At 70.0% G+C, this 22270-nt stretch carries 25 protein-coding genes, 1 tRNA gene and 2 pseudogenes; 17 read left to right on the forward strand and 11 right to left on the reverse strand.

The annotated features are described in order from the left end of the window. Positions 1 to 57: 57 nt before the first annotated feature. From ACGFYH_RS26945 to ACGFYH_RS26960, 4 genes and pseudogenes are all read right to left on the reverse strand, one after another. On the reverse strand, positions 58 to 837 hold the full coding sequence (locus ACGFYH_RS26945; protein WP_393805755.1) for an IS3 family transposase: 780 nt from the start codon (positions 835 to 837) through the stop codon (positions 58 to 60). Positions 838 to 956: 119 nt separating this feature from the next. Next, the gene (locus tag ACGFYH_RS26950; protein ID WP_393805756.1) at positions 957 to 1250 is read right to left on the reverse strand and encodes a group II intron maturase-specific domain-containing protein; all 294 of its coding nucleotides are present in this window, start codon (positions 1248 to 1250) and stop codon (positions 957 to 959) included. A 112-nt stretch (positions 1251 to 1362) separates the two neighbouring features. Continuing rightward, positions 1363 to 2565 (reverse strand): annotated as a pseudogene (gene ltrA / locus ACGFYH_RS26955) (group II intron reverse transcriptase/maturase); the annotation flags it as partial. Between the two features lie 341 nt (positions 2566 to 2906). Further along, on the reverse strand, positions 2907 to 3086 hold the full coding sequence (locus tag ACGFYH_RS26960) for a transposase (RefSeq protein WP_393805757.1): 180 nt from the start codon (positions 3084 to 3086) through the stop codon (positions 2907 to 2909). Between the two features lie 76 nt (positions 3087 to 3162). Here ACGFYH_RS26960 and ACGFYH_RS26965 point away from each other — a divergent pair, with 76 nt between their 5' ends. The 5 genes from ACGFYH_RS26965 (at position 3163) to ACGFYH_RS26985 (ending at position 5097) form a co-directional block, all read left to right on the forward strand. Next, on the forward strand, positions 3163 to 3582 hold the full coding sequence (locus ACGFYH_RS26965) for a hypothetical protein (RefSeq protein WP_393805758.1): 420 nt from the start codon (positions 3163 to 3165) through the stop codon (positions 3580 to 3582). A 5-nt stretch (positions 3583 to 3587) separates the two neighbouring features. Further along, a complete protein-coding gene (locus ACGFYH_RS26970) occupies positions 3588 to 4022 on the forward strand; it encodes a hypothetical protein (RefSeq protein WP_393805759.1) in 435 nt (144 codons plus the stop codon). A 236-nt stretch (positions 4023 to 4258) separates the two neighbouring features. Beyond that, positions 4259 to 4333: transfer RNA gene (locus ACGFYH_RS26975), tRNA-Leu, on the forward strand. 69 nt (positions 4334 to 4402) lie between these two features. Beyond that, positions 4403 to 4822, forward strand: coding sequence for a hypothetical protein (locus tag ACGFYH_RS26980; RefSeq protein WP_393805760.1), 420 nt, complete (start codon positions 4403 to 4405; stop codon positions 4820 to 4822). Then, complete coding sequence (locus ACGFYH_RS26985) at positions 4819 to 5097, forward strand: hypothetical protein (RefSeq protein WP_393805761.1); 279 nt, start codon at positions 4819 to 4821, stop codon at positions 5095 to 5097. The genes ACGFYH_RS26980 and ACGFYH_RS26985 overlap by 4 nt, the downstream gene beginning before the upstream one ends. Before the next feature lie 67 nt (positions 5098 to 5164). Here ACGFYH_RS26985 and ACGFYH_RS26990 read toward each other — a convergent pair whose 3' ends face one another. Beyond that, a complete protein-coding gene (locus ACGFYH_RS26990) occupies positions 5165 to 5338 on the reverse strand; it encodes a hypothetical protein (RefSeq protein ID WP_393805762.1) in 174 nt (57 codons plus the stop codon). 331 nt (positions 5339 to 5669) lie between these two features. Between ACGFYH_RS26990 and cutA the strand changes: the two genes are divergently transcribed. Further along, a complete protein-coding gene (cutA, locus tag ACGFYH_RS26995) occupies positions 5670 to 5990 on the forward strand; it encodes a divalent-cation tolerance protein CutA (protein WP_393805763.1) in 321 nt (106 codons plus the stop codon). On the opposite strand, the gene ACGFYH_RS27000 is transcribed toward cutA, so the two are convergent. Next, on the reverse strand, positions 5987 to 7291 hold the full coding sequence (locus ACGFYH_RS27000; protein WP_393805764.1) for a helix-turn-helix domain-containing protein: 1305 nt from the start codon (positions 7289 to 7291) through the stop codon (positions 5987 to 5989). The two genes, cutA and ACGFYH_RS27000, sit on opposite strands and share 4 nt — an antisense overlap. 183 nt (positions 7292 to 7474) lie before the next feature. Between ACGFYH_RS27000 and ACGFYH_RS27005 the strand changes: the two genes are divergently transcribed. The 8 genes and pseudogenes from ACGFYH_RS27005 (at position 7475) to ACGFYH_RS27040 (ending at position 14118) form a co-directional block, all read left to right on the forward strand. Then, entirely contained in the window at positions 7475 to 8023 is a 549-nt protein-coding gene (locus ACGFYH_RS27005) for a hypothetical protein (RefSeq protein ID WP_393805765.1), read from the forward strand. Positions 8024 to 8066: 43 nt separating this feature from the next. Then, positions 8067 to 8561 (forward strand): ATP-binding protein, encoded by a 495-nt coding sequence (locus tag ACGFYH_RS27010; RefSeq protein WP_393805766.1) that lies wholly within the window; start codon positions 8067 to 8069, stop codon positions 8559 to 8561. 93 nt (positions 8562 to 8654) lie between these two features. Further along, positions 8655 to 9770, forward strand: a complete 1116-nt coding sequence (locus ACGFYH_RS27015; RefSeq protein WP_393805767.1) for a radical SAM protein — start codon at positions 8655 to 8657, stop codon at positions 9768 to 9770. Positions 9771 to 9775: 5 nt separating this feature from the next. Then, a complete protein-coding gene (locus ACGFYH_RS27020) occupies positions 9776 to 9976 on the forward strand; it encodes a hypothetical protein (protein WP_393805768.1) in 201 nt (66 codons plus the stop codon). Between the two features lie 90 nt (positions 9977 to 10066). Then, positions 10067 to 10939 carry a GNAT family N-acetyltransferase gene (locus tag ACGFYH_RS27025; protein ID WP_393805769.1) on the forward strand — a complete coding sequence of 291 codons (873 nt, stop codon included), beginning with the start codon at positions 10067 to 10069 and terminating at the stop codon, positions 10937 to 10939. Positions 10940 to 10971: 32 nt separating this feature from the next. After that, the gene (locus ACGFYH_RS27030) at positions 10972 to 12018 is read left to right on the forward strand and encodes an NAD(P)H-dependent glycerol-3-phosphate dehydrogenase (protein ID WP_393805770.1); all 1047 of its coding nucleotides are present in this window, start codon (positions 10972 to 10974) and stop codon (positions 12016 to 12018) included. A 736-nt stretch (positions 12019 to 12754) separates the two neighbouring features. After that, positions 12755 to 12940: pseudogene (locus ACGFYH_RS27035) on the forward strand (FAD-dependent monooxygenase); the annotation flags it as partial. A gap of 257 nt (positions 12941 to 13197) precedes the next feature. Further along, complete coding sequence (locus tag ACGFYH_RS27040; RefSeq protein ID WP_393805771.1) at positions 13198 to 14118, forward strand: Bax inhibitor-1/YccA family protein; 921 nt, start codon at positions 13198 to 13200, stop codon at positions 14116 to 14118. A gap of 106 nt (positions 14119 to 14224) precedes the next feature. On the opposite strand, the gene ACGFYH_RS27045 is transcribed toward ACGFYH_RS27040, so the two are convergent. After that, the gene (locus tag ACGFYH_RS27045) at positions 14225 to 14455 is read right to left on the reverse strand and encodes a DUF4287 domain-containing protein (RefSeq protein WP_393805772.1); all 231 of its coding nucleotides are present in this window, start codon (positions 14453 to 14455) and stop codon (positions 14225 to 14227) included. 133 nt (positions 14456 to 14588) lie between these two features. Here ACGFYH_RS27045 and ACGFYH_RS27050 point away from each other — a divergent pair, with 133 nt between their 5' ends. After that, positions 14589 to 14870 carry a hypothetical protein gene (locus tag ACGFYH_RS27050; protein ID WP_393805773.1) on the forward strand — a complete coding sequence of 94 codons (282 nt, stop codon included), beginning with the start codon at positions 14589 to 14591 and terminating at the stop codon, positions 14868 to 14870. A 39-nt stretch (positions 14871 to 14909) separates the two neighbouring features. On the opposite strand, the gene ACGFYH_RS27055 is transcribed toward ACGFYH_RS27050, so the two are convergent. From ACGFYH_RS27055 to ACGFYH_RS27065, 3 genes are all read right to left on the reverse strand, one after another. Continuing rightward, the gene (locus ACGFYH_RS27055) at positions 14910 to 15728 is read right to left on the reverse strand and encodes a hypothetical protein (protein ID WP_393805774.1); all 819 of its coding nucleotides are present in this window, start codon (positions 15726 to 15728) and stop codon (positions 14910 to 14912) included. A gap of 284 nt (positions 15729 to 16012) precedes the next feature. After that, positions 16013 to 17233, reverse strand: a complete 1221-nt coding sequence (locus tag ACGFYH_RS27060; RefSeq protein WP_393805775.1) for an acetyl-CoA C-acetyltransferase — start codon at positions 17231 to 17233, stop codon at positions 16013 to 16015. 223 nt (positions 17234 to 17456) lie between these two features. Continuing rightward, the gene (locus ACGFYH_RS27065) at positions 17457 to 18479 is read right to left on the reverse strand and encodes an SGNH/GDSL hydrolase family protein (RefSeq protein ID WP_393805776.1); all 1023 of its coding nucleotides are present in this window, start codon (positions 18477 to 18479) and stop codon (positions 17457 to 17459) included. 167 nt (positions 18480 to 18646) lie between these two features. On the opposite strand from ACGFYH_RS27065, the gene ACGFYH_RS27070 reads away from it, so the two are divergent. Next, positions 18647 to 20032, forward strand: coding sequence for a cystathionine beta-synthase (locus ACGFYH_RS27070; protein ID WP_393805777.1), 1386 nt, complete (start codon positions 18647 to 18649; stop codon positions 20030 to 20032). A 545-nt stretch (positions 20033 to 20577) separates the two neighbouring features. On the opposite strand, the gene ACGFYH_RS27075 is transcribed toward ACGFYH_RS27070, so the two are convergent. After that, positions 20578 to 21003: a hypothetical protein gene (locus ACGFYH_RS27075; protein ID WP_393805829.1), complete on the reverse strand. Its 426-nt coding sequence runs from the start codon at positions 21001 to 21003 to the stop codon at positions 20578 to 20580. Between the two features lie 163 nt (positions 21004 to 21166). Here ACGFYH_RS27075 and ACGFYH_RS27080 point away from each other — a divergent pair, with 163 nt between their 5' ends. Beyond that, positions 21167 to 22054, forward strand: coding sequence for a MurR/RpiR family transcriptional regulator (locus tag ACGFYH_RS27080; protein WP_393805778.1), 888 nt, complete (start codon positions 21167 to 21169; stop codon positions 22052 to 22054). The last annotated feature ends 216 nt before the right edge of the window (positions 22055 to 22270 follow it).

Here is a 22270-nt window from a genome sequence, read left to right on the forward strand (position 1 = left end):
CGCGCGACGGCGCAGCTCAAGCGGATAACGGGAAGGTCGTGCCATGACTCGATCCTTTCATGAAATCGAGTCTCTACTGGAACCGGTGCGGTTCAAGGTGCGGGTGCCGATCTCTTCTTTGAGCAGGGCCCAGAAGCTCTCCGCGGCGGCGTTGTCGAAACATGACCCGGTGCGTCCGCAGCTCTGCCGCAGCCCGAACTTGCCTATTCTTTCCCGGAACTGGGTCGACGTGGATTCGCTGCCGCGATCGCTGTGAACCACGCAGCCGGGCTCGAGTCCGCCGCGGCCGTGGGCCATGTCGAGGGCGTCGACGACGAGGTCGGCGCGGTGGTGGTCGGCCATGGCATAGCCGACGACCTCGCGGGTGGCCAGGTCAAGCCGGCAGGCGAGGTAGAGCCAGCCCTGGGCGGCGGGCAGGTAGGTAATGTCGCCGACCAGCTTGGTCCCGGGACGCTTGGCGTGGAAGTCACGGCCGATCAGGTCGGGGGCCGGCTTCGCCTTCGCATCCGGCCGGGTCAGCGAACGGCGCTTGCGCCGTGTGACGCCGCGTATGTCGCGCTCGCGCATCACGCGGGCCACACGCTTGCGGTTCACCCGCCGGCCTAGGCGGCGCAGTTCGGCGTGGATGCGCGGGACGCCGTAGGTGCGACGGGAGGCGATGTGCAGCACGGTGATCTCGTGCGCGAGCACGTCGTCGGCGGCCTTTCGGGCACGACGGGTGGCCTCGCCCTCGCACCAGGCGTAGTAGGAGGAGCGGGCGACCTTCAGCACCCGGCACAGCAGGACGATCGGATAGTTCGCCTTCTCCGCGTGGATGAACCGGTACAGCTCGCTCACCGGTCGTTCTCCTTCACGAAGAAGGCCGTCGGTCGGGTGGCCCGGGGGGGGATTTCACCCCCGGACTCCCACAGATCCCGGCGTGACAGTCTCCCGTCACCGGGCTCCTATTATCCTGGTCACCAGATCGAGTGGACCCATTTCCAGTGGGCGAAGAAGAGCGGGTACGCGGTGGTGACCTGCTTCCATCGCCGGTGAAAATTCTTGAAGGTCTTCAGCCTTCGGTATTTCTTACGGACCCAGCGCATCAGGTAGTAGTTGATGCGCTTGAGGAGGGGATACAACTCGGTGCGATAGAAGGCACCGTAGTACTGCATCCAGCCGCGGATGATGGGGTTGAGCCATCGTGCGAACTCGCCGAGGGTGTAGCCGATGTGCATATGGAGCCGCCAGGAACGGACCTCCATGCCCATCTTCTTGAGGGCGTCCTTGCTGGGCGCCGGAAGGAAAGACGTGAAAATCTTCCCGTTCCGGTCTCGCGTTGGGCGACGCCCGGAACGTGAAACCGAGGAAGGTGAACGACGTTGCCGCGACACCGTCGTGACGCCCGTCTCTTCCGCAGTACACGATCCGGGTCTTGGCCGGGTGCAGTTGCAGGCCGACCTCTTCCATCCTGTCCCCGATCGCCTTCAGGACCTCACGGGCCCGGCGCTCGGAGTCGCAGTGCACGACTGCGTCATCTGCGTAGCGTTCGAACTGGACGTCCGGAAAGTTCCGGGAGAGCCACAGATCGAATGCGTAGTGCAGGAACAGGTTCGCCAACACGGGAGAAACCGCTGAACCTTGTGGGGTTCCGCGGTCTCTCTGCCGCAAGGTGCCGTCGGGAAGTTGCAGCGGAGCGGCAAGCCACCGCTTCACATACAACACGACCCACGCGGCATCGGTATGGGTCTCCACCGCCTTGATAACGAGGTCCCAGCGGACGCTGTCGAAGAATTTGGAGACATCGAGATCGACGGCCCACTTCTTCTTCCAACACCGCCGCCGGCATGCTTCGACCGCGTTCAGAGCTGACCTGTTCGGCCGGTAGCCGTAGGAGTCCGGGTGGAACACCGGTTCCACCCGCTTCTCCAAATGAGCGGCCACCACCGTCTGGGCGATTCTGTCCGCGACCGTGGGCACACCGAGCAAACGAACCCCGCCGCCATGCGACTTCGGGATTTCCACGCCTTTCACCGGAGGGGGGAAGTAGCTTCCTGAGGACATTCGATTCCAGATCTTATAGAGGTTCCTCTTCAGATCCTTCTCGAAATCCTCGATCGTGCACCCATCCACCCCCGGAGCACCCTGATTGGCCTTGACCTTCAGGTACGCCTCCCAGACCTCCGTCTTTGAGATCTCGAACGACTTGATCTGTGACTTCAGCTCGCCCACGCAGCTCCTCCCAGGGAACTCCTGGTTGACCGAACAAACGAACCACGGACAATCCGGTCCCTTCGCTCCGCTCCCATCGCGCCCAGCAGGAAATTCACCGCTACTACGAACCGGTCCGCCAACACACTTCGCATCGGTACTCAGTTCCTCACGGGTTGTCCGCTTGGAAGGCTCCCTTTCACAACACTGCATGAAGAATGCAGAGTTGAGGCATCGAAGTGTGTCTTCCCGCGTTCCGCACGAAAGCAGCAGACCAGATTCACGTCGCCTCCACGCCGGACACCACCTGGCCAGTAAACGGGTTTCCGCCAGACTCATCCCGGGCCAAAAAGTAACACCCGGTTCTGATGCCATTTAATCAATAACGACGCGTCAACAGCGCTCCCCTGCAAGGGAACTGCGCTCCGTCTCTCTGATCCCCACCTGACGCCTCACGGACGCCTTTCCACAGTCGCTCACCATGGTCGCGTCACCGCTTCCGCAGCATGTGGCGGTTTGAAGCCTCCCCCCGCAGGGCGACTCCGAAGGGCCGAAAGTCCTTCATCTCTCGTGCAGCACCGCGTTCAGCTACTCAACTACCGCAAGCAGCCTCCCGCGTTCGTGGCACACCTTTTTTCAGCATCTCGATCGTCTGCTGCTGTTCACGGACCTCCTTGCGCAGTCGCTTGAGCTCCTCGCGCTCGCCGCTGGTCAGCTCACCGGACTCGCCCTCGCCCCGGTCCGCCTTCGCCCGCCGGGTACCAGCCCCGCAGAGACTCGGAGCTGATGCCGAGCTCCCGGGCGACGGCAGTGACCGTCCTGCCCGAGGAGTCGACGAGCGCGATCGCATCCCGCTTGAACTCCTCGGTGTACCGCTTCGTGTACTTGCTTCCCACCTGGTGCTACTTCCTCTGGAACCTCGAGGTCCCAGTCTCCAGGTGTCCACGATCAAGGGGAAGGTTCACCCCTACCGTGACCCCTGAGTACGTCAACCTCGGCCTTGCCCGCTCCTACCAGCTCGCGCCGGACCTGTGGGACGACGTCGAGTTCACCACCGAGTGGAACGACGAGCCCGACGATCACGCCCTCAACTCGCCGACCTTCGTGAAGGGCGCCGCCCGGTTCACCGGCTCGCTCAGCCTGCGGTTCGAGGGCCTGGCCGTCGGCGAAGTCGTCCAGGTCCGCATGAGCGAACACGACGACGCCGGACAGCAGCAGCACACCCATCCACCCCACGAGGTCATCGGCACCTCTGGCGGGACGTACTCCTGTGTCCCGCTGACCAAGCGCCTGGGCGCCGGGCGGACCATGCGGGTGCAACTGCTGAACCAGGGCGCCGACAGCATCGAGGTCGCCAGCGCCGTCCTGACCGCGCTCGTGTGGGGGGAGTAGAGGCGATGGGCAGCGTCTCCACAGGCAACACGGCTGTGGACATGGTGATGCTGTACGGCGGAGCGGTATCGCTCGCTCTGGGCCTCGGGACGGCCCTGTGGCGTGTGGGCCGGTCCGTCATGCACCTGTTCCGGCGCGCGAGCCAGTTCTTCGACGACTGGTACGGAGAAGACGAGCGTCCAGGAGTTCCTGCGCGGCCCGGAATCATGGTGCGGATGGCCGGGATGGAGACACGGTTGAGCCAGGTCTGGTACGAGGTGTTCCCCAACGGCGGCGGAAGCCTCCGCAACGCCGTCGACCAGGCGAACGGACGCTTGGCCGTCCTGTGCCCCGACGTCGACCCGTGTACGCCTCAGCCTCCCGCCGACCCGCCCGGACCGTCCGGCCCACCGGTGGTGCCGCCTCAGCCGGATCCACCGGACGAGCCGTCCGGCCCCTGATCGGATGCCCGCCCCCGTGCGCCGGGACGGGCGTCCTCCCCTTTGCGTCAACCGTTGACCGATTTCGCCCCTGTGTCAGCGGCGTTCGCACGAGAGGCTATTACCGCCGGGCCTGACGGCTCGGTGAACGGCAGAGCGCACGCCCGGGTGCGGCACGGACGATCCGCCCCTTCTGGCGGAATGTGAGTGGCCGTCACCTGATCTCGGTAGTGTCGTCCGTGCACGTCTCCGTTCTGGCCCGGGTGGCGCAACTGGCTAGACGCAGCCGCCTTAAACGCGGTCAAGTGTGGGTTCGACTCCCACCCCGGGCACCGGCCCGCCCCCAGGGGCGGGCTCTCCTGTTTGTGGCATTCTGTCCGCCGCCTGAGACGGAGGACACCGTGACCACCGACACTGACCTTGACGCCATGCTCGCCCAGCTTCCGCAGCGCTCGACGCGCGAGTGTTTCGCCGAGATCGAGGCCGCCCGCCGGACCGAGATGGCCCGCCCGCCCGTACGAACGATCATCCCGGAACCGGAGCTGCCGCCCCTGTGGCCGCACCCGGACAGCGGCACCGTCCGCTTCCGCTGCGCTCTCGGGCCGGCCACCTGCCTGTGGGCGTACGAGCACAGCATCTACGACGACGACACGGAGCCCCTCAGCGTGCCGCTGAGCGCTGACACGGGCGAGATCGGACGGCTACTCACCGAGCGGGCCGAGCGCCGCTCTACAGAGCTGCGAGCACGCGTCGAACAGGCCGTCCGCGACCACTTCGCCCAGGCGCACCCCGGCCAGAGCATCCCGGAGCGGACCGTATGACCTGTCCCGGTTGCTGGCACCCGGTCACCGGGCACGCCATCCAGGGCGGGCACGCGGTATGCACCCGCGGCGTGGGCCGGGTTTCCTGCCGGGAGTGCGCGCACGCGATGGCGAACCTGTCGCTGGAGCGGTACGGGAAGAACGTCGCCGAGGGCATCGCCGCTGGCCTGCGGCGTGGGCAGGGGCTGCGCGTGCCGCGCAGTTACGCCCTTGCACGGCCTGTCGTCGCCGGATGGTCACCTGCGGGCGGTACGGTCGGACCGTCCACAGCTTGAGTGTGCTACTCGCGGAGTCCTGGACACGAGGCCCCACCCGAACCGGCCCGGCACGGGTGGGGCTTCGTCATGCCGCCCGCTCGAAGTCGCCCCGGGTCGCCTCCGCCCACAGGGCGAGGAGACGCTCGTACTCAGTGGTCCGGCTGCGGCTGGCTGGCTTGCCCATCAGCAGGCGAATCAGGGCGTTGATCTTCTGGGCATCTGGGCGCGAGGTATCACGGATCGGGATGGGCCGGGGCATATGTGTAACCGTACGGGCTGACAGTGACAACGCGGACTGACCGGCATCGTTCTATTCTCGTTCGAGAGGGCGGCTGCTCCCCGTCCGGAAAGGGAACTCACGATGACGACTGCTGTGCCCCCGGTGACCGAGCCGGACACCTCGGCTCGCACGTGCCCGGGGACCAGATCGGTCCCTGTGCGAAGTGCCGAAGGCCGACCCACAAGTACGGGGTCGGCGCGCGCAGCCCTCTGTGCGAGTACTGCGACGCCGAGGCCGTGACGACGTGGGGCAGGGCCCTGCGCGCGGTTCGCCCCTCCCCGTGAGCGGACGCGATGGCTAGTCTCGCGGCATGACTGACTTTGTGCAGGTGTCCACCGCTACCCCGGAACGTGAGCAAGCCGTCGCCCTCGCCCAAGGGGCCGTGCGCGCACGCCTGGCCGCAGGTGCGCAGATCACCGGCCCCGTGGTGTCGGTGTTCTGGCACCTCGGCGAATTCGGGGAGGGCGAGGAGTGGAAGCTCCAGCTCACCACGACCCGGGACCGGTACGCGGAACTGGAGAAGCACCTCTTGGACAACCACCCGTGGGACAACCCGGAGGTGATCGCTGTTCCCATCGAGGGCTCAGCCGGCTGCCTCAAGTGGATCAAGGACTCCGTCGAGCCGGTCTAGGCACCGGCCGCCTGGAGGACGTTCTGGACAGCGCTGACGCTCCGGTACTGGTGAAGCTCTCGCAGTACCGGGGCCAGGCGCTGTCGAGGCCGTACGGACGCCACCCCGGACGCCAGGGTCAACGCGCGGCCGGTCACCGCCGCGGCCTCCTCCACCTCCCCGGCCGCAAGGTAGGAGTCCGCCAGCCACGACAGGTAGAGGGCCTTGTCCCGGGCGTGGTGGTCGTCGTACTGGGTGAGCGCCCGGATCAGCACGGGGACCGCCCGCAGCGGGCGGCGCAGTTCCGTCCAGCAACGCCCGCTCATGATGTCCAGCTCCGTCTCGTCGACCCACGCGGCCCAGTCGGGCTGCGGCTCGTCGGCCGGCTGTTCCTCCAGCGCGGCCCGCGCCGCGCTGAGCGCACGCTCTGTCCCGGAGGCGTGCCCTGCGACCGCGCAGGCCCACGCCAGACGCTCATGGAGGAGGGCGCGGACACCGGCAGGCGAGCCGGGGCCGATCCCTTCGCAACTGCTCGCCGCGATCTCGACCGCCACCCGCGGGTCGGGTGCCTGGTAGGCGAGGAACGCGAGGGCGTTGCCGTGGAGGTCTGGGTCACCGGCTTCGAGGGCTGCCTCCTTGCTCTCCTTGTACAGGCCCTCGGCGTCGGCCTGCCTGCCGCCGTCGAAGGCGGCCCATCCTGCCTGCTGGGCTTGCTCGGCGAGCAGCGCGACCAGCCTGAGCCTGGAGGACGGCGTGAACGTAGCGTCGCGCAGCAGACCCTTGGTGGCCTGGTATTCGCCCAGGTAGACCCGGTAGGTGTCGCCGCCGCCGAGGATCTCGTCCAGACGCCGAAGCCGTGCGGTGCGCTGCCGTAGCTCGTCGACGTAGCCGTTCGCCACATGGAGCGGGGCGGCAGGTCGGTGCAGGGCTGGGAGCGCAGCAGCGAGGCCAGCAGTCGAAGCGGCTTGAAGGACGGTACGGCGGCGCACGGTGGATCCGTTCTCTGGAGCGTGCTCGTTCCCAGGAGAGCCGCTGTCCTCCCACGGGCGGGGCGACAGCCCGACCATGCGTCCCGGCACGCGCAGCGCGTCGGCGATGGCGACGACCTTCGCGAACGACGTGATCCGGCCCTTACCTCGCGCCACCTCGCCGACCCGGATCGGCTTGATGTCGCATTCCTCGGCGATACGCGCGTACGAGATGCCAGCACGGCTCCGTGCGATACGGAAGACGGCCCCGAAGTCGTGTTCTCGGAGGGCGCGTTGCAGCTCCTCGTCGTTGAGGAGATGTGCGGGCAGGGCTGTCGGTGGCTGGTAGGGCATGCGGCACTTCCTGCTGGCCTGAGTGTGCGCGACTGCTCATCAAGTCGAGTACCCATCATGGGTATACCCGTGACTGGGATGTGCAGACTTCGGCGAGATTCCACCCTGGTCGGCGTTAGAACCCCGGGCGGCCGTGTCGTGTCGGCCGGCCCGGGGTCGGACGACTGTGGAGGAGTCGCCACCGTGGTGGAGCGTACCCAAGAACCGTCGAGAACAGTGGCGTTGAGTAACTCGTCTGGCACTGGTGCGGTAGTCACTGGGGCGGAGCGCCAGCATGCCATCGAGCAGTGGCTATTGGCGGCGGCCGACGATGAGCTAACCGCCCGGCAGCAGTGGCGCAAAGGCGGCATCGCCCTGTTGCGCTGCGGCAAGTCGTTCGACGCTGTCCGCGTCCCCCTGGTGATCGTCGAGGCCGCCGCAGGCATGACGGAACACATCATGATCGCGGCCTACTTGCACGAAGCGCTCCTCGGCGGGCCGGCCTTCGTGGACGCGTCGTCGAACCTCGTCTACTGCCTCGTCGTACCCTCGACGGGCCACTGGCGGGAGCCCGACACCGAGTACCTCGGCGCCGACAGCTATCTGGGCGTTCCGGTGCTTCGCGCTCCGAGCAGCGCCCGATCGTGCTGGTTCCTCGAACCGGACTGGCCCGGCATGGTGTGCCGGCCGGACGCCGTGAAGCAGATGGTGACGTTCGGGCGCTTCCGCGCGGCGATGGGGACCAGTGCTTGACGTCCTGGCGGGCCGCCGAACGTTAGGCGAAGACGGTTCGCTCATGGTGACGAAGTCCTTCCTGAGGGACGCCGCATCGGTGGCGGAAGCCCGCGAGTTCGTACGCGCGGCTCTCGACGACTGGAACCTGCCCAGCCTCACCGACACGGCCGAGCTGGTCGCCTCCGAGCTGGCCACGAACGCGGTCCTGCACGCGCGCTGCGCCGCATACCGGGTGACCGTCACCCGGCCGCAAGGCGACCAGGTGCGCGTCGCGGTCACCGACCGCAGCCGCGCCCTGCCCAGGGTGGCCGACCCGGGTGACGAGGACGATCACGGGCGGGGCCTGGCCCTCGTCGACGCGGTCGCCGAGAAGTGGGGCACCGACCGGCTGAACTGGGGTAAATGCGTGTGGGTCGACCTGGAGGCTCCGCCGATCCCGGAACCGCCCGTGACGGAGGCGTCGATGTACGGCAGGCGTCACGCCCAGCTCGTCTACGCCCTGATACTCGCCGCGGTGGCCGGTGCCCTCGCCGTCGGCATGTTCGCGTCGCGCTGACGGCGCACCCCCAAGACCCCGCCCCGGCCTGGACCAACACTCCAGAGGTCTCCCCCTCGGCCGGGGCGGTCCAATTCCGCGACTGGAGACGCCATGCATGTCATCGCCAGCCCGTTCCTGGAACAGCACGTCCTCGTCCGGCCGGGCAGCCGGGGCGGCGCCCTGCTGCCCGAGGCCAGGTACGAGGAACTCCGCGCCCTCGACACGACCGAGCCGCCCCCGGCCTGGCTCGCCGACGCCCTCCGGGCCCAGTGGGAAGACCTGGACGTCACCGTCCGCCTGGTCGACGACTTCCTCCTCGTCCGCCAGCCCTCGTCGTGGGGCTACAGCAAGGCGAGCTGGGAGATCAATCTCGGCTGCAACTACGACTGCAAGCACTGCTACCTCGGCCAGAAGATGAAGGCCGGGATGCCGTGGGAGGACAAGCGGCGCTGCCTGGACATCATGGCCGAGGCCGGGGTGCTGTTCCTCCAGATCACTGGCGGCGAGCCGACCATCGACCGGGACTTCATGCGCGCCTACCGATACGCGTGGGAACTCGGCATGATGATCACGGTCTCCACGAACGGATCGCTGCTGTGGCGTGAGAACGTCCTCCGCCTGTTCCGGGAGTGCCCGCCGTACCGCGTCACCGTCTCGATGTACGGGGCGACGAAGGCCAGCTACGACGAGCTGACGCAGCGCCCCGGCGCCTGGGACCAGTTCGTGCAGGGAATGAACGCCGGCCGCCACGCCCGTCTGCCGCTGCGGATGAGCATCGTCGTCACCGATGACAACGGGCACGAGGAACAGGCCATGCAGGACCTGTGCGAGTCGTGGGCCGTCGAGTACGAGGTCTTCACGAACATGACGCCCACGATCTACGGCGGCGGTGAGGTCCTCACCGCACAGTCCAAGGAGCACCTGCGGGTGCGCAAGCAGTTCACGGGCTGCAACGCCGGACACACCTTCTTCCACATGGACCCCTTCGGGCTGGTGTCTATCTGCAAGATCGGCCGCGACGACCAGATCAGCCTCCCCCACGAGGGGATCGAGGGCCTTGCCCGGCTGGGTGCCATCGCGGACCGCCTCATGCTTCGCACCGGCGGCTGCTCGGGATGCAGCATCGCTGGCACCTGCCGCGTGTGCAGGCCCCTGGCAAAGCACTACCAGGAGGCGAAGGCCCCGCTGGCGGCTTACTGCCAGCACGGAGACAAGAAAGCAGGGTGATCTGAATGACCGCTGTAGCTGTCGAGATCTCGCCGAGGCGCCCGCTGCCGAGCGACGGGCCCGGTGACAACGGGCTGCCGTACCTGACGCGGCCGGTCCTGGAGCCGGCGCAGCCGGTGACCGTCATCACGAGCGTCCCCGACATGGACACCGTCATGGACAGCGCGAAGTGCTCGTGCGCGGCCGGAGACGACAACCCGCACTAGTCCGCGCGGTTGATCGGTGAGTGATCCGTAGGCCCCGGCTTCTTCGTGCCGGGGCCTGCGGCGTGTGGTCGACGTGAGTAGCGTGCGGCTATGCGCTTCTCCTGGGACCTGATCGAGCCCGTGATGCCTGTGCCGTACGTGCCTACCCTCGGCCCCCTTCGCCGGGACGATCCGGTGCGAGACCTCTTCGAGGCCGTCGTCGAGACCGCGGGCACCGACCGCTTCCTGCCCTACGACAAGGACCAGCGATGGTTCGAGAGGAAGACCGAACGCGTCATGGTCGACGCCATCGAGCATGACCGGCACCTGACCCTGATCCCCACGCTCGCCGAGCGCGCCGGGGGCGTCGTCAAGGTCCACGTGTACGGGTCGGCCCCGGACAGCCTGTCGGCCGGCTCCGACCTGGCGCGTAAGCTCGCCGCTGCCCACGGTGCGCAGAAGGCGCGGCTCGTGTGGTTCCTCGGCCCCGACCAGCCCGAGGCGTACGCCCGTGGGGTCGGAACCCGGGTCCAGCTCAAGGAGTTCACCGGCGACCCGGGCGACGCCCCGGACGTCCAGGTCGTGGAGTACGAGCAGCTCGACGAGCCAGAGCGGTTCGGGGTCTTCGCGGACCTGATGGCGGCGGACGGCTTCGCGTTCCTGTACGAGCAGATGGTCGACGGGGCCGTGGGCCCGGTCCTCCTCGTCCTCGACGAGGGCGCGGTGGCCGGCGCCATCGGTCCGATGGAGACGATGACCGACGCGGCCGGGCGGGAGCGGCTGCTGCCGCAGTACTTCGGTGTCCTGCCGCAGTACCGGGGTGTCGGCTATGGGCGGACGTTGTGGCGGGCGGCAATGCGGTGGGGCCACGAGCACGGCGCCGACTACCAATTGCTCCAGACCGAGGTCGGCGGCGCCTCCGACCGGCTGTGCGCCGCCGAGGGCCTCACGTCACTCGGGTTCGTCAACCAAGCGGCTGCATGACCGAACAGAACAGTGGGATGGCTTTGGGATGCATGACCAGTCGTGTCGCTGTCTACGGAGCCGGATCGTGGGGGACCGCGTTTTCCCTCGTCCTCGCCGACGCCGGACGCGAGGTGACGCTGTGGGGGCGCCGCCCCAAGCTGGTCGACGCAATCAACGCCACGGGCGTCAACGGCGACTATCTGCCGGACGTCCAGCTCCCCGACAGCGTGCGGGCGACCGCCGACCCGGCCGAGGCCGCGCGGGAGGCGGACATCGTCGTCCTGGCGGTGTCCGCGCAGTACGCGCGCCCGCTGCTGGAGTCGTGGCGGGAGCTGTGGACGCCGCGCACGGTCTTCGTGTCCCTGATGAAGGGCGTCGAGCTGGGCACCAACCAGCTGATGAGCGAGGTCATCGCCGAGACGACCGGCGCGGGCCCCGACCGTATCGCCGTTCTGTCCGGCCCGAACCTCGCCCGGGAGATCGTGCAGCGGATGCCGGCGGCGAGCGTCGTCGCCTGCGCCAAGGAGGCCACCGCGGCGCGCGTCCAGGACGCCTGCCACACACCGTACTTCAGGCCGTACACGAACCACGACGTCGTCGGCTGCGAGATCGGCGGCGCCATCAAGAACGTCATCGCGCTCGCGGTCGGCGTCACCGACGGCATGGGACTCGGCGACAACACCAAGGCGGCCCTGGTCACCCGCGGCCTCGCCGAGGCCACCCGACTCGGCGCGGCGATGGGCGCCGACCCTCTGACCCTCGCCGGCCTGGCTGGGATGGGCGACCTGGTCGCGACCTGCTCCTCGACGCTGTCGCGGAACCACTCCTTCGGCTACCGGCTCGGGCGGGGCCTCACCGTGGACCAGGCGCGGGAGCAGACCAGGCAGACGGCCGAGGGCGTCGCCTCCTGCAAGTCGATCCGCGCGCTCGGCCTGCGGCACACGGTCGAGCTGCCGATCACGGAGGCCGTGGTCGACATCATCCACGGCGGCCAGACCCCGAAGGACGTCGTCGAGGCCCTGATGTCCCGCGCGACCAAGCCCGAGGGCCTCGGACGTGGTGGGACGGTCGAGGCGGGCCGGGGAAGCGACGCGTGACGTGTCGAGCCTAAGAGCTAATGATGCGGCCTGACTTGCAGTGGAGACTCACCCACATCGAGTGCCTTGGGCAATGAAGTTGCCCCGGCGGTAAGGCGCACGGCTTAGGGTTGCTCCCGGGGGTGCGCCCGCGCACTTCCGGCGCATGAACTCGCTGCCGTCTGTCCCAGGCGGCGGCGAGGCGGCTCCGGTCCCTTGCTCCGCAGGCAGGTGCCGGAGCCGCCGGGCGAGCGGCCTCCCTTGCTCCGCAGCAGGGCAGCCGGCTCGCCGGTGGGCCCGACAGACCTGCTGTCGGGCCCACCTCTTATTCGACGCTGAGAGCGCTTCAGATTCCCTCGGCCGGGGATCTGGCCAAGATCGCGCGGATTCTGTCCAGAAGCGCTCGAACGCGTCGGCGGTGCGCATCCTGGCAGGCCATCAGGGGGTGCGCCAGACTGTGCGCCAGTGGCGCACGGAGTACGGGGCGAGGCGCGAAGAAGCGGGCGGATGCGTGAAGATCCGGGACCGTTTACCGAGGTCACGGCATCGCCGCAGGTCAGAGGCCCTTTCGGGTCAGGTTCAAGTCCGGCTCCGGGCACAACCACCGGTACGTCGTCGGCCCCTCCCTTGGATCCCTCCGAACCAACCGTTGACAGCGGCATGCGGCCGACCGGAAACTCATACCACTTGGTGAAGGATATTTCACCAGGCGAACGGCAGTGATCAAGGCAGCGCCGCCGATCGAAGGGAACGACCGATGCGCACCACCGTCGGCATCATCGGGGCAGGGCCCGCCGGACTCCTGCTCGCCCGGCTGCTCCACAACGCCGGGATCGACTCGGTCGTCCTGGAGAGCCGCGACCGTGCCTACGTCGAGCGCAGGGAGCGCGCCGGGATTCTGGAGCAGGGCACGGTGGACGCGCTGCGCCCTTCGAGGACCGGCTCCAGCTGGCCCGGCTGGACCGGATCGCCTCCTCGCGCGCCGCCGAGACCGACCTCGCCGAGGCCTACACCGGCTTCCCGATCGGGTGAGCGGGACCCGGCGGCGCATGGGACCCCGGCCGTGAGGGGAATCACTGACCGGCGTAGCGTGTTGAGCCGCAGGCAGAGGGAAAGATCCTCCCCAAGCAGTAGGGTCATCCCTTTGCCGTTCCATTACTCTTGAGCCAAGGCCGCGTCGTGTGGCCATGGAGGAGTGAAATGAGGAGCAGAAACCCGGTCTTCTCGCGACGGGGGTTCAGCCGCGACAACGGCTACGCGGGCTTCAACGCCGCGCCGCAGGCCGGGGGACCCGCCGTCGCCACGCAGGGCAACCCGTACGCGCAGGGCGCCCAGGGCACCCCGTACGCGCAGCCCGCCGGCAACCCGTACGCGCAGAACCCGTACGCCCAGCAGGACCTTCAGTACGGCACGCCGCCGCAGGCGCCCGCCACCACCGGCCGGATGACGATGGACGACGTCGTCATCCGTACGGCGAGCACGCTCGGCGTGCTCGTGGTGACGGCCGCGCTCGCGTGGGCGCTGCTGCCCGTGGACGACGCCAACATCAGCCGCTCGTACGGCATCGGTATCGGTGCCGCGCTGATCGGCATGGTCCTGGCCCTCGTCCAGTCCTTCAAGCGCAAGCCCACGCCGGCGCTGATCCTGCTCTACGCGGCGTTCGAGGGCGTGTTCCTCGGTGTCGTCTCCAGCGTCGTCGACAACCGCATCGCCGACGGCGCCGCCATGCAGGCCGTGATCGGCACGATGGCGGTCTTCGCCGGTGTGCTGATCGCCTACAAGGCCGGCTGGATCCGGGTCAACCGACGCTTCTACGGCTTCGTGATGGCCGCCGCGCTCGGCTTCGTCTTCCTGATGATGGTGAACCTGCTGTTCGCCGTCTTCGGCGGCGGTGACGGCCTCGGTTTCCGCAGCGGTGCGCTCGGTGTGGTCTTCGGCATCGTCGGCATCATCCTCGGCGCCTGCTTCCTCGCCCTCGACTTCAAGCAGGTCGAGGACGGGCTCGCCTACGGCGCCCCGCGCGAGGAGGCCTGGTTCGCCGCCTTCGGCCTCACGCTGACGCTGGTCTGGATCTACCTGGAGTTCCTGCGCCTCATCGCGATCCTGAACAGCAGCGACTAGTCGGCCCCCGGCCGGTCCGCAGGGACCGGCCGGGCAGTACGGCCAGTGAAGGGGTCCCGGGGTTACGTACCCGGGGCCCCTTCGTCGTCATGGAGCCGGCGACCGCTCACAGCAGCCTGCGCGCGGCCCTTCTCAGGTCGTACTCGTGGACGATCGCCTTCGCGTGGCCGTACGCGAGGTCGTGTTCGTGGCGGAGCCAGCTGACCTTCTCCTCGAAGCGGAAGAGCGCGGGGCCGTCCTCGACGGCGCGCAGCCAGTCGGAGATCTCACGGCCGGTGCACTGGGGGATGCGGGCGAGCAGATTGCGGTGGGTCTCCTCGGAGAAGACTTGGGACATCGGCGCCTCCGGACGAATGGGGATGTAAGCCGGTCCTTCAGGTCACCGTGCCTGAGCGTTCGCCCGTTGGCAACAGTCCCGGACGGCCGCGTACGCTCGCGCCGTGGTTGATACGACGCCTTTGATCCGTGCCGTGGACGACTTCGCCGACCGCCTGCGGGCCGCCCCGCAGAGCAGGCTGCAACGCGGTGCGGCCGCCGAGGCACTGGGCCTGGCCAGGGAGTTGGCCAGGCGCGCCCAGCTGGCGGAGGAACCCGGGGCAGAGCCCCGTCAGATGCCGGACGCGGGCATGTTCGCCGCCGCCGACCAGATCGCCGTCGCCGCACACGACTTGGCCCTCGTGCTGAAGGACGAGGGCCAGGTGGAGGAGGCGGCGGGGCTGGTGGAGGAGGCCCGTAGACGGGCAGGCGTCTGAAGCCCCGTGAGGCGGCCCGGCCCGTCGGCCCGGAGGTGACTAGAGGGACGCGATGACGCGGTCGGCCAGGATGTACACGTTCTCCTCGCCGCAGGCGAAGGTCAGGGTGTAGGCGCCGGAGATCCCGGAGCCGCCGAGCAGGTACGGCGTCTGGCCCGCGCCCAGCGCGGCGGCCAGGCGGTCCGCGGTCTCGCGGTGGCCCGGGGTCATGCACAGGGTGGTGCCGTCGGCGAAGACGTACACGTCGAGGGTGCCCAGCGGGCCGGGACGGACGTCCGCCAGCGCGATACTCGCCTCGGCCAGCTCCTCCAGGGCCGCCACGGTGCGGTCGTGGTCGTTCACGGCCGGTGACGGGTTCGGCACGAAGTCCGGGTGCGAGGGATGCCGGCGGCGCGCGGCGGCCAGCTCGGCGGACTCCCTGGGGCCCGTGTGACCCGCGTGACCCGCGTCCTGCGAGGACGGCTCGTCACAGTCCGCGACCGGCTCGACCACGGGCTCCAGGCCGAGGAGGTCGGCCTGGCGGGGCAGGAACAGCTCACTGTCGGACAGGCCGAGCAGCAGGGGCGCGTCGGAGGCGTCCCGGGTCTCCTGGGCGGCCCAGAAGGCCCGCGCCTCGGCGAGTTCCCGCTCGCGCTCCTCGGCGAGCGCCTCCGCGACGGCGGCGCGTATCTCCTCGGCATCGGCGGTGGTGCGGGCGGCGGGCACACGGCCCCGCGCCGCGGTGGCCCGGCTCTCGGCCAGCTCGGCGCGCAGGGCGGTCACCTGCCCGCGCAGCACCAGAATGCTGCGCAGGACGGCGACACCCACGGCGCCGGTGGCGGCCGTGGTGAGCAGCAGGGCGATCGGCATGGCGCTCACTGACGTACTCCCGGTTCAAAGTCGACCCCCGACTTCCTACATCAGCTTGAAGGGAGGACTAACCGTCTGTCAGTGCGTAACGTCACGAAACGGACAGGACTTTGGGCCCGGAAGGCAGGGGGGTAGCTGGTCTGACCTGCGTTGATCAGGGGGACGGGAGAGGTAGGTCACATCCTGGGGGAGTTTGGGTCACAGAACGGCCCGGAGCCCCGGGGTGAACGGGGTCCGGGCCGTGGTGTCACACCGCGTCCACGAGATGCTACTGACGGTCCCTCAGGGGTGGATCAGCTCAGGCGCTCGATGACCATGGCCATGCCCTGCCCGCCGCCGACGCACATCGTCTCCAGGCCGAACTGCTTGTCGTGCGTCTGGAGCGAGTTGATCAGCGTGCCGGTGATGCGGGCGCCGGTCATGCCGAAGGGGTGGCCGACGGCGATGGCGCCGCCGTTCACGTTCAGCTTCTCCAGCGGGATGCCGAGGTCGCGGTAGGAGGGGATGACCTGCGCGGCGAACGCCTCGTTGATCTCGACCAGGTCGATGTCGCCGATGGTCAGCCCGGCGCGGGACAGCGCCTGCTTGCTGGCCTCCACCGGGCCGAGGCCCATGATCTCGGGGGAGAGACCGGAGACGCCGGTGGAGACGATGCGGGCGAGCGGGGTCAGGCCCAGCTCGCGGGCCTTGGTGTCGCTCATGATCACGAGAGCGGCGGCGCCGTCGTTGAGCGGGCAGCAGTTGCCCGCGGTGACCAGGCCGTCGGGGCGGAAGACGGGCTTGAGGCCCTGCACGCCCTCCAGGGTGACGCCGGCGCGGGGGCCGTCGTCCTTGCTGACGACGGTGCCGTCGGGGAGGGTCACCGGGGTGATCTCGCGCTCCCAGAAGCCGTTCTTGATGGCCTCCTCGGCGAGGTTCTGGGACCGGACGCCGAACTCGTCCATGTCCCGCCGGGTGATGCCCTTGGCGCGGGCGAGGTTCTCGGCGGTCTGGCCCATCGCGATGTACGGGTCGGGGACGAGGCCGTCCTCGCGCGGGTCGTGCCAGCTGGTGCCCTCCTGCTCGGCGACGGCGGCGGTACGGGCCTCCGCCTCGGCGAACAGCGGGTTGTGCGTGTCCGGCAGGCTGTCGGAGTTGCCCTTGGCGAACCGGGAGACCATCTCGACACCGGCCGAGACGAAGACGTCCCCCTCACCGGCCTTGATGGCGTGCAGGGCCATGCGGGAGGTCTGCAGGGAGGAGGAGCAGTACCGGGTGACGGTGCAGCCGGGCAGGTGGTCCATGCCCATCTCCACGGCGACGATCCGGCCGAGGTTGTTGCCCTGCTCGCCGCCGGGCAGGCCGCAGCCGAGCATCAGGTCGTCGATGTCCCGGGGGTCCAGCCCGGGGACCTTGGCGAGGGCCGCCTGGATGATCGTGGCGGCCAGGTCGTCGGGGCGCAGGTCCTTCAGGGAGCCCTTGAAGGCGCGGCCGATGGGGGAACGGGCGGCTGAGACGATCACGGCTTCGGGCATCACGGCTCCAGGGGCGAGTCGGTGTGGGCACGGGCGGGGCTGGTTGGGAAGTTACCCGGCCGTATGGCCTGGGTCACGGGTGTGGCGGTGTGACATGGACCGCAACTGTCTAAGCGCTTGCTTTTTCCTCTGTCGGTTGGGCGGGCCTCCGCGCGGGGGCGTCGTGGCGGGCGTGCCCGGGGGCCGCACCCCCGAACCCCGGTCGGCCTGAACGGCCTCGTCCTCAGACACTGGACGGGCTGGCCGGTTCGGCCTCCGCGACCCGCCGGCGCCGCCGGCGCTTCAGCAGTGCCCAGGGCCCCCGCGGCCCCGACGGCATGGCGGCCGCGACCTCCGTGCCCGCCTCGGACGCGGCCTCCGCCGCCGCCCTGGCCACCGGCAGGAAGCCCTCGCGGCGCAGGGCGTCGGGGCGCTCCTCCTCGGCCGGCCACAGGCCGAGCGCGGCGCACACCGACGGCAGTACGGCCATCGCGGCGGTGGCGTACCCCTCCGCGGAGGGGTGGTAGTTGTCCGGCCCGAACAGCTCCCGCGGGTTCTCCGCGAACTCCGGGCCCAGCAGATCGCCCAGCGACACCGTGCGCCCGCCCTGCTCCACGACGCCGATGGTCTGCGCCGCCGCCAGCTGCCGCGAGGCCCGCCGGGCCAGCCAGCGCAGCGGCTGCCGCACCCGCTCGATCGTGCCCAGGTCCGGGCAGGTGCCGACCACCACCTCCGCGCCGGCCGTGCGCAGCCGCCGTACGGCCCCGGACAGATGCCGCACCGAGCGGGTCGCCGGCATCCGGTGGGTGACGTCATTGGCGCCGATCATGATCACGCAGATGTCGGGCACCCGGCCCGGGTCCGCGAGCACCAGTGCCACCTGCCGGTCCAGGTCGTCCGAACACGCTCCCGGCGCCGCCACCGACCTCAGCCGCACCGGCCGCTCCGCCACCGCCGAGAGCCCCGACGCCAGCAGCGCGCCCGGCGTCTGCCCGGCCCGGTGCACGCCCTGCCCGGCGGCCGTGGAGTCGCCCAGCATCACCAGCCGCAGCGGCGGGTCACCGGCCGTGGGCAGGGTGCCGCCGTACAGCCCCTGCGCGTTCGGCACCCGGTCGGGCGTGCCGATGCCCACCCGGCGCCTGGCCAGCTGGACCTCCGCCACCACCAGGCCGACCGCCGCCGCACCCGCCAGCCCGATGCCGCCGCCGCCGTACGCCGCGCCGGCCGCGATCCGCCGGGCCACCCGCGCCCTCGCCATGCTCGTCATGCGTCGCCGCCACCTCCTCCAACCCGTACACCCACTCCTTGCCCCGTACGGACGGTCGCCCAATCTCAACCCTGGGTGAACGACCTTCACGGGGCATCCCCGGACCGGCAGGCCATAGGCTGGCCGTACCGATATCGACCATTCATTTGCGGCATCCGGAGACCACGGTGCAATTCCACGACTCGATGATCAGCCTCGTCGGCAACACCCCGCTGGTGCGGCTCAACAGCGTGACCAAGGGCATCAGGGCGACCGTCCTGGCCAAGGTGGAGTACTTCAACCCCGGCGGCTCGGTGAAGGACCGCATCGCCCTGCGCATGATCGAAGCCGCGGAGAAGAGCGGAGAGCTGCGGCCCGGCGGCACCATCGTCGAGCCGACCAGCGGCAACACGGGCGTGGGCCTCGCCATCGTGGCCCAGCAGAAGGGCTACAAGTGCATCTTCGTCTGCCCTGACAAGGTGTCCACCGACAAGATCAACGTGCTGCGGGCGTACGGCGCCGAGGTCGTGGTCTGCCCGACGGCGGTCGACCCCGAACACCCGGACTCCTACTACAACGTCTCCGACCGGCTGGTCCGCGAGACGCCGGGCGCCTGGAAGCCGGACCAGTACTCCAACCCGAACAACCCGCTCTCGCACTACCACTCCACGGGCCCCGAGCTGTGGGAGCAGACCGAGGGGCGGATCACCCACTTCGTGACCGGCGTCGGCACCGGCGGCACCATCTCCGGCACCGGCCGGTACCTGAAGGACGCCAGCGACGGCGCGGTCAAGGTGATCGGCGCCGACCCCGAGGGCTCGGTGTACTCCGGCGGCTCCGGGCGGCCGTACCTGGTCGAGGGCGTCGGCGAGGACTTCTGGCCGACGGCGTACGACCGCGACATCGCGGACGGGATCGTCGCCGTCTCCGACAAGGACTCCTTCCAGATGACCCGCCGCCTCGCCAAGGAGGAGGGCCTGCTGGTGGGCGGCTCCTGCGGCATGGCGGTCGTCGCGGCGCTCGAGGTGGCGGCCCCGCTCGGCGAGGACGACGTCGTGGTCGTCCTGCTGCCGGACAGCGGACGCGGCTACCTCAGCAAGATCTTCAACGACGAGTGGATGGCCGACTACGGCTTCCTGGAGGACGCCGGCCCCAGCGCCCGCGTCGCCGAGGTCCTGAACCACAAGGAGGGCGGTCACATCCCCTCCCTCGTCCACATGCACCCGGACGAGACCGTCGGCCAGGCCATCGAGGTGCTGCGCGAGTACGGCGTCTCGCAGATGCCGATCGTCAAGCCCGGCGCCGGCCACCCGGACGTGATGGCCGCCGAGGTCGTCGGCTCGGTCGTGGAACGCGAGCTGCTGGACGCGCTCTTCACCAAGCGCGCCGCACTGGAGGACCCGCTGGAGAAGCACATGTCCGCCCCGCTGCCCCAGGTCGGCTCCGGCGAGCCGGTCGCGGACCTGATGTCGGTGCTCGGCGGCGCCGACGCGGCGATCGTGCTCGTCGAGGGCAAGCCGACCGGTGTGGTGAGCCGGCAGGACCTGCTGTCCTTCCTCGCCCGGGGGAGGTAGAACCGGCGGTGTCCACGGCGTGAACCGCCGGTGCCCGCCGCCGGGTTGATCCCCCCGGTGATCTCCGTGGACTTCGCGGAAGTGGTACGCGCACGTCACGTGCGCGCAGCAGCCGCTTAACACGGGACCGGCAGAGTAAGGGGTGTCGGCACGGACCGGTGGGGCTCCTCCCGGGCGTTGAGCCAGGGGGAGGCTCCCAGGTCCCGCCGGCGCCGAACGGCGTCACGGACTCTCCGGAGCGGCTCCCGGACCTCCAAGGACGCCATGGGCGCGCCGCCCCGGCCGTGCGGCCGGGACCGCGCGCGTCCCCCGCGGGGACCGCCGTCGTCCCGCCCCTCAGCGATGGGGGTGCGGCGGTCCCCGCGCAGTCTTGTCCCGGGCCTCCCGCCGTCAGGTTCCGTGCCCGCGGCCTTCGGGTCCCCGGCCGTCAGGTTCCGTGCCCGCGGCCTCCAGGCCCCCGGCCGTCAGGTCCCCGGCCCCCGGCCCCCGAGTGGCAGCCCGGGCCGCCCGGCCGCGGCCCGGGTTCCGGGCGCTCGGGCGGTCACTCAGTCGTCCCAGGCGTCGTCCTCGCCGGCGCGGCGGTGACGTCCGAACAGGTCCGGGTTGGTGCGGGCGACCTGGACCACGTTGACCCCGACGATGCCGACCCAGGCGACCAGCATCCCGGGGAGGTGCGCCACGCCGCCGCCGATCGCGGACAGCGGGATCGCGAGCACCAGCGAGACGATGCCGAAGCCGAAGCGCTCGCCGAAGGAGTCCGTGGGTCCCGGCGACCGGCTGTCCCGGGCCGCCGTCATCTGCTGCTCGGCGAGCTGCCGGCGGACCCGGCGCTCGACCGCCCCGTCGATGCGCTGGTCGACCTTCTCCAGGAACGAGTCGACCAGCGCGGACTCGTACTCCTCACCCAGCTCCCCGCGGGTCCGCAGGGTGGCGTCGAGTTCCTTCTTGAGTTCGGCGTCGCGCGCGTCCATTCCCGTCATGGCCTCCACGGTAGGCAGCCGGGGCGGCTCCGGCACTGGGGAAAGCCCCCGTTTCCGGTGGGGGCCGGCCGGTACGGGCCGACCGGCGGGCGCCGGTGCCTGTATAACGGTATGCAGAATCCGGGGAGCGTGAATAGGTCGAGGGGGCCACGTCATGAACGGGACCGGCGGCACCAGTGGGACGGGCGGTACGAGCCGCACCGGCGCGACCGACACCCCCGCCGCGCGGCTGCAGGCCCTCTTCGAAGGGCACCGCCTGACACCGACCCAGCGGCGCATCGCGCACAGCATGGTTCGCCGCGCCTTCGACGTGCCCTTCCTGTCGAGCGTGGAGCTGGCCGAGCTGGCGGGGGTCAGCCAGCCGTCGGTGACCCGCTTCGCCGTCGCCCTCGGCTTCGACGGTTACCCGGCGCTGCGCCGCCACCTCCGCGAGGTCGCTCCCGCGGAGCCGGTCGCGGACACCGGCTCAGGCAACGAGTACCAGCAGGCCGTGGCCGCCGAGATCCAGAACCTGCGGCACCTGGCGGAGGTGCTGGCCGACCCGGGGCCGGTGCGGGAGGCGGGCCGCCTGCTCGCCGGAAGCCGGCCACTGCCGGTGCTCGGGCTGCGGGCCGCCGCGGCCCAGGCGCACGGCTTCGCCTACTTCGCCGCCAAGGTGCACCCGGACGTCCGGCTGCTCGGCGAGGGCGGCACCATGCTGCACGACCGCATCGACGCCGCCGTCCGGGCCGGGGCGAGCACCCTGCTCTGCTTCGCCCTGCCCCGGCATCCGCGCGAGGTCGTCGAGGCGCTCGCCCACGGCAAGGAGGCGGGGCTCACCGTCGTGACCGTCGCCGACTCCGCGTTCGCGCCGGTCGCCAAGGTGTCCGACCTGCTGCTGCCCGCCGCCGTCGGCACCGGCCTCGCCTTCGACACCGCCTGCGCGCCGATGCTGCTCGGCCGGGTGCTGCTGGAGGCGATGTGCGACGACCTGCCGGACGCGCAGGCCCGGCTGGAGGAGTTCGACGCGAAGGCCGCGGCGCGGGGCCTCTTCGTCGAGTGAGCCGGAGTGCCCCGGAGTGCCCCGAGGTGCCCCGGAGTGCCCCGAGGTACCCCCGAGTGCCCCGAGGTACCCCCGAGTGCCCCCGAGTGCCTCCGAGTCATCTGAGCGCCTCGGAAGTGACCGGCCCGGAACTGCGGACACGTTCTCAGATTCGTCTCAGCTTGCCCCGTTACAGTGCGGCTCCTGACACACCCTTCAGACGCATCGCACAGGCAG

This window comes from Streptomyces sp. NPDC048392 (assembly GCF_043200575.1).
In the GTDB taxonomy this organism is placed as follows: Bacteria; Actinomycetota; Actinomycetes; order Streptomycetales; family Streptomycetaceae; genus Streptomyces.

Bases quoted from the DNA above. Each gene is read 5' to 3' on its own strand.
- ACGFYH_RS26950 (WP_393805756.1), bottom strand. From the start codon at position 1,250: ATGGGCATGGAGGTCCGTTCCTGGCGGCTCCATATGCACATCGGCTAC.
- ACGFYH_RS26970 (WP_393805759.1), top strand. From the start codon at position 3,588: ATGGGCAGCGTCTCCACAGGCAACACGGCTGTGGACATGGTGATGCTG.
- ACGFYH_RS26985 (WP_393805761.1), top strand. From the start codon at position 4,819: ATGACCTGTCCCGGTTGCTGGCACCCGGTCACCGGGCACGCCATCCAG.
- ACGFYH_RS26990 (WP_393805762.1), bottom strand. From the start codon at position 5,338: ATGCCCCGGCCCATCCCGATCCGTGATACCTCGCGCCCAGATGCCCAG.
- cutA (WP_393805763.1), top strand. From the start codon at position 5,670: ATGACTGACTTTGTGCAGGTGTCCACCGCTACCCCGGAACGTGAGCAA.
- ACGFYH_RS27000 (WP_393805764.1), bottom strand. From the start codon at position 7,291: ATGCCCTACCAGCCACCGACAGCCCTGCCCGCACATCTCCTCAACGAC.
- ACGFYH_RS27010 (WP_393805766.1), top strand. From the start codon at position 8,067: ATGGTGACGAAGTCCTTCCTGAGGGACGCCGCATCGGTGGCGGAAGCC.
- ACGFYH_RS27015 (WP_393805767.1), top strand. From the start codon at position 8,655: ATGCATGTCATCGCCAGCCCGTTCCTGGAACAGCACGTCCTCGTCCGG.
- ACGFYH_RS27020 (WP_393805768.1), top strand. From the start codon at position 9,776: ATGACCGCTGTAGCTGTCGAGATCTCGCCGAGGCGCCCGCTGCCGAGC.
- ACGFYH_RS27025 (WP_393805769.1), top strand. From the start codon at position 10,067: ATGCGCTTCTCCTGGGACCTGATCGAGCCCGTGATGCCTGTGCCGTAC.
- ACGFYH_RS27030 (WP_393805770.1), top strand. From the start codon at position 10,972: ATGACCAGTCGTGTCGCTGTCTACGGAGCCGGATCGTGGGGGACCGCG.
- ACGFYH_RS27040 (WP_393805771.1), top strand. From the start codon at position 13,198: ATGAGGAGCAGAAACCCGGTCTTCTCGCGACGGGGGTTCAGCCGCGAC.
- ACGFYH_RS27045 (WP_393805772.1), bottom strand. From the start codon at position 14,455: ATGTCCCAAGTCTTCTCCGAGGAGACCCACCGCAATCTGCTCGCCCGC.
- ACGFYH_RS27060 (WP_393805775.1), bottom strand. From the start codon at position 17,233: ATGCCCGAAGCCGTGATCGTCTCAGCCGCCCGTTCCCCCATCGGCCGC.
- ACGFYH_RS27065 (WP_393805776.1), bottom strand. From the start codon at position 18,479: ATGACGAGCATGGCGAGGGCGCGGGTGGCCCGGCGGATCGCGGCCGGC.
- ACGFYH_RS27075 (WP_393805829.1), bottom strand. From the start codon at position 21,003: ATGGACGCGCGCGACGCCGAACTCAAGAAGGAACTCGACGCCACCCTG.
- ACGFYH_RS27080 (WP_393805778.1), top strand. From the start codon at position 21,167: ATGAACGGGACCGGCGGCACCAGTGGGACGGGCGGTACGAGCCGCACC.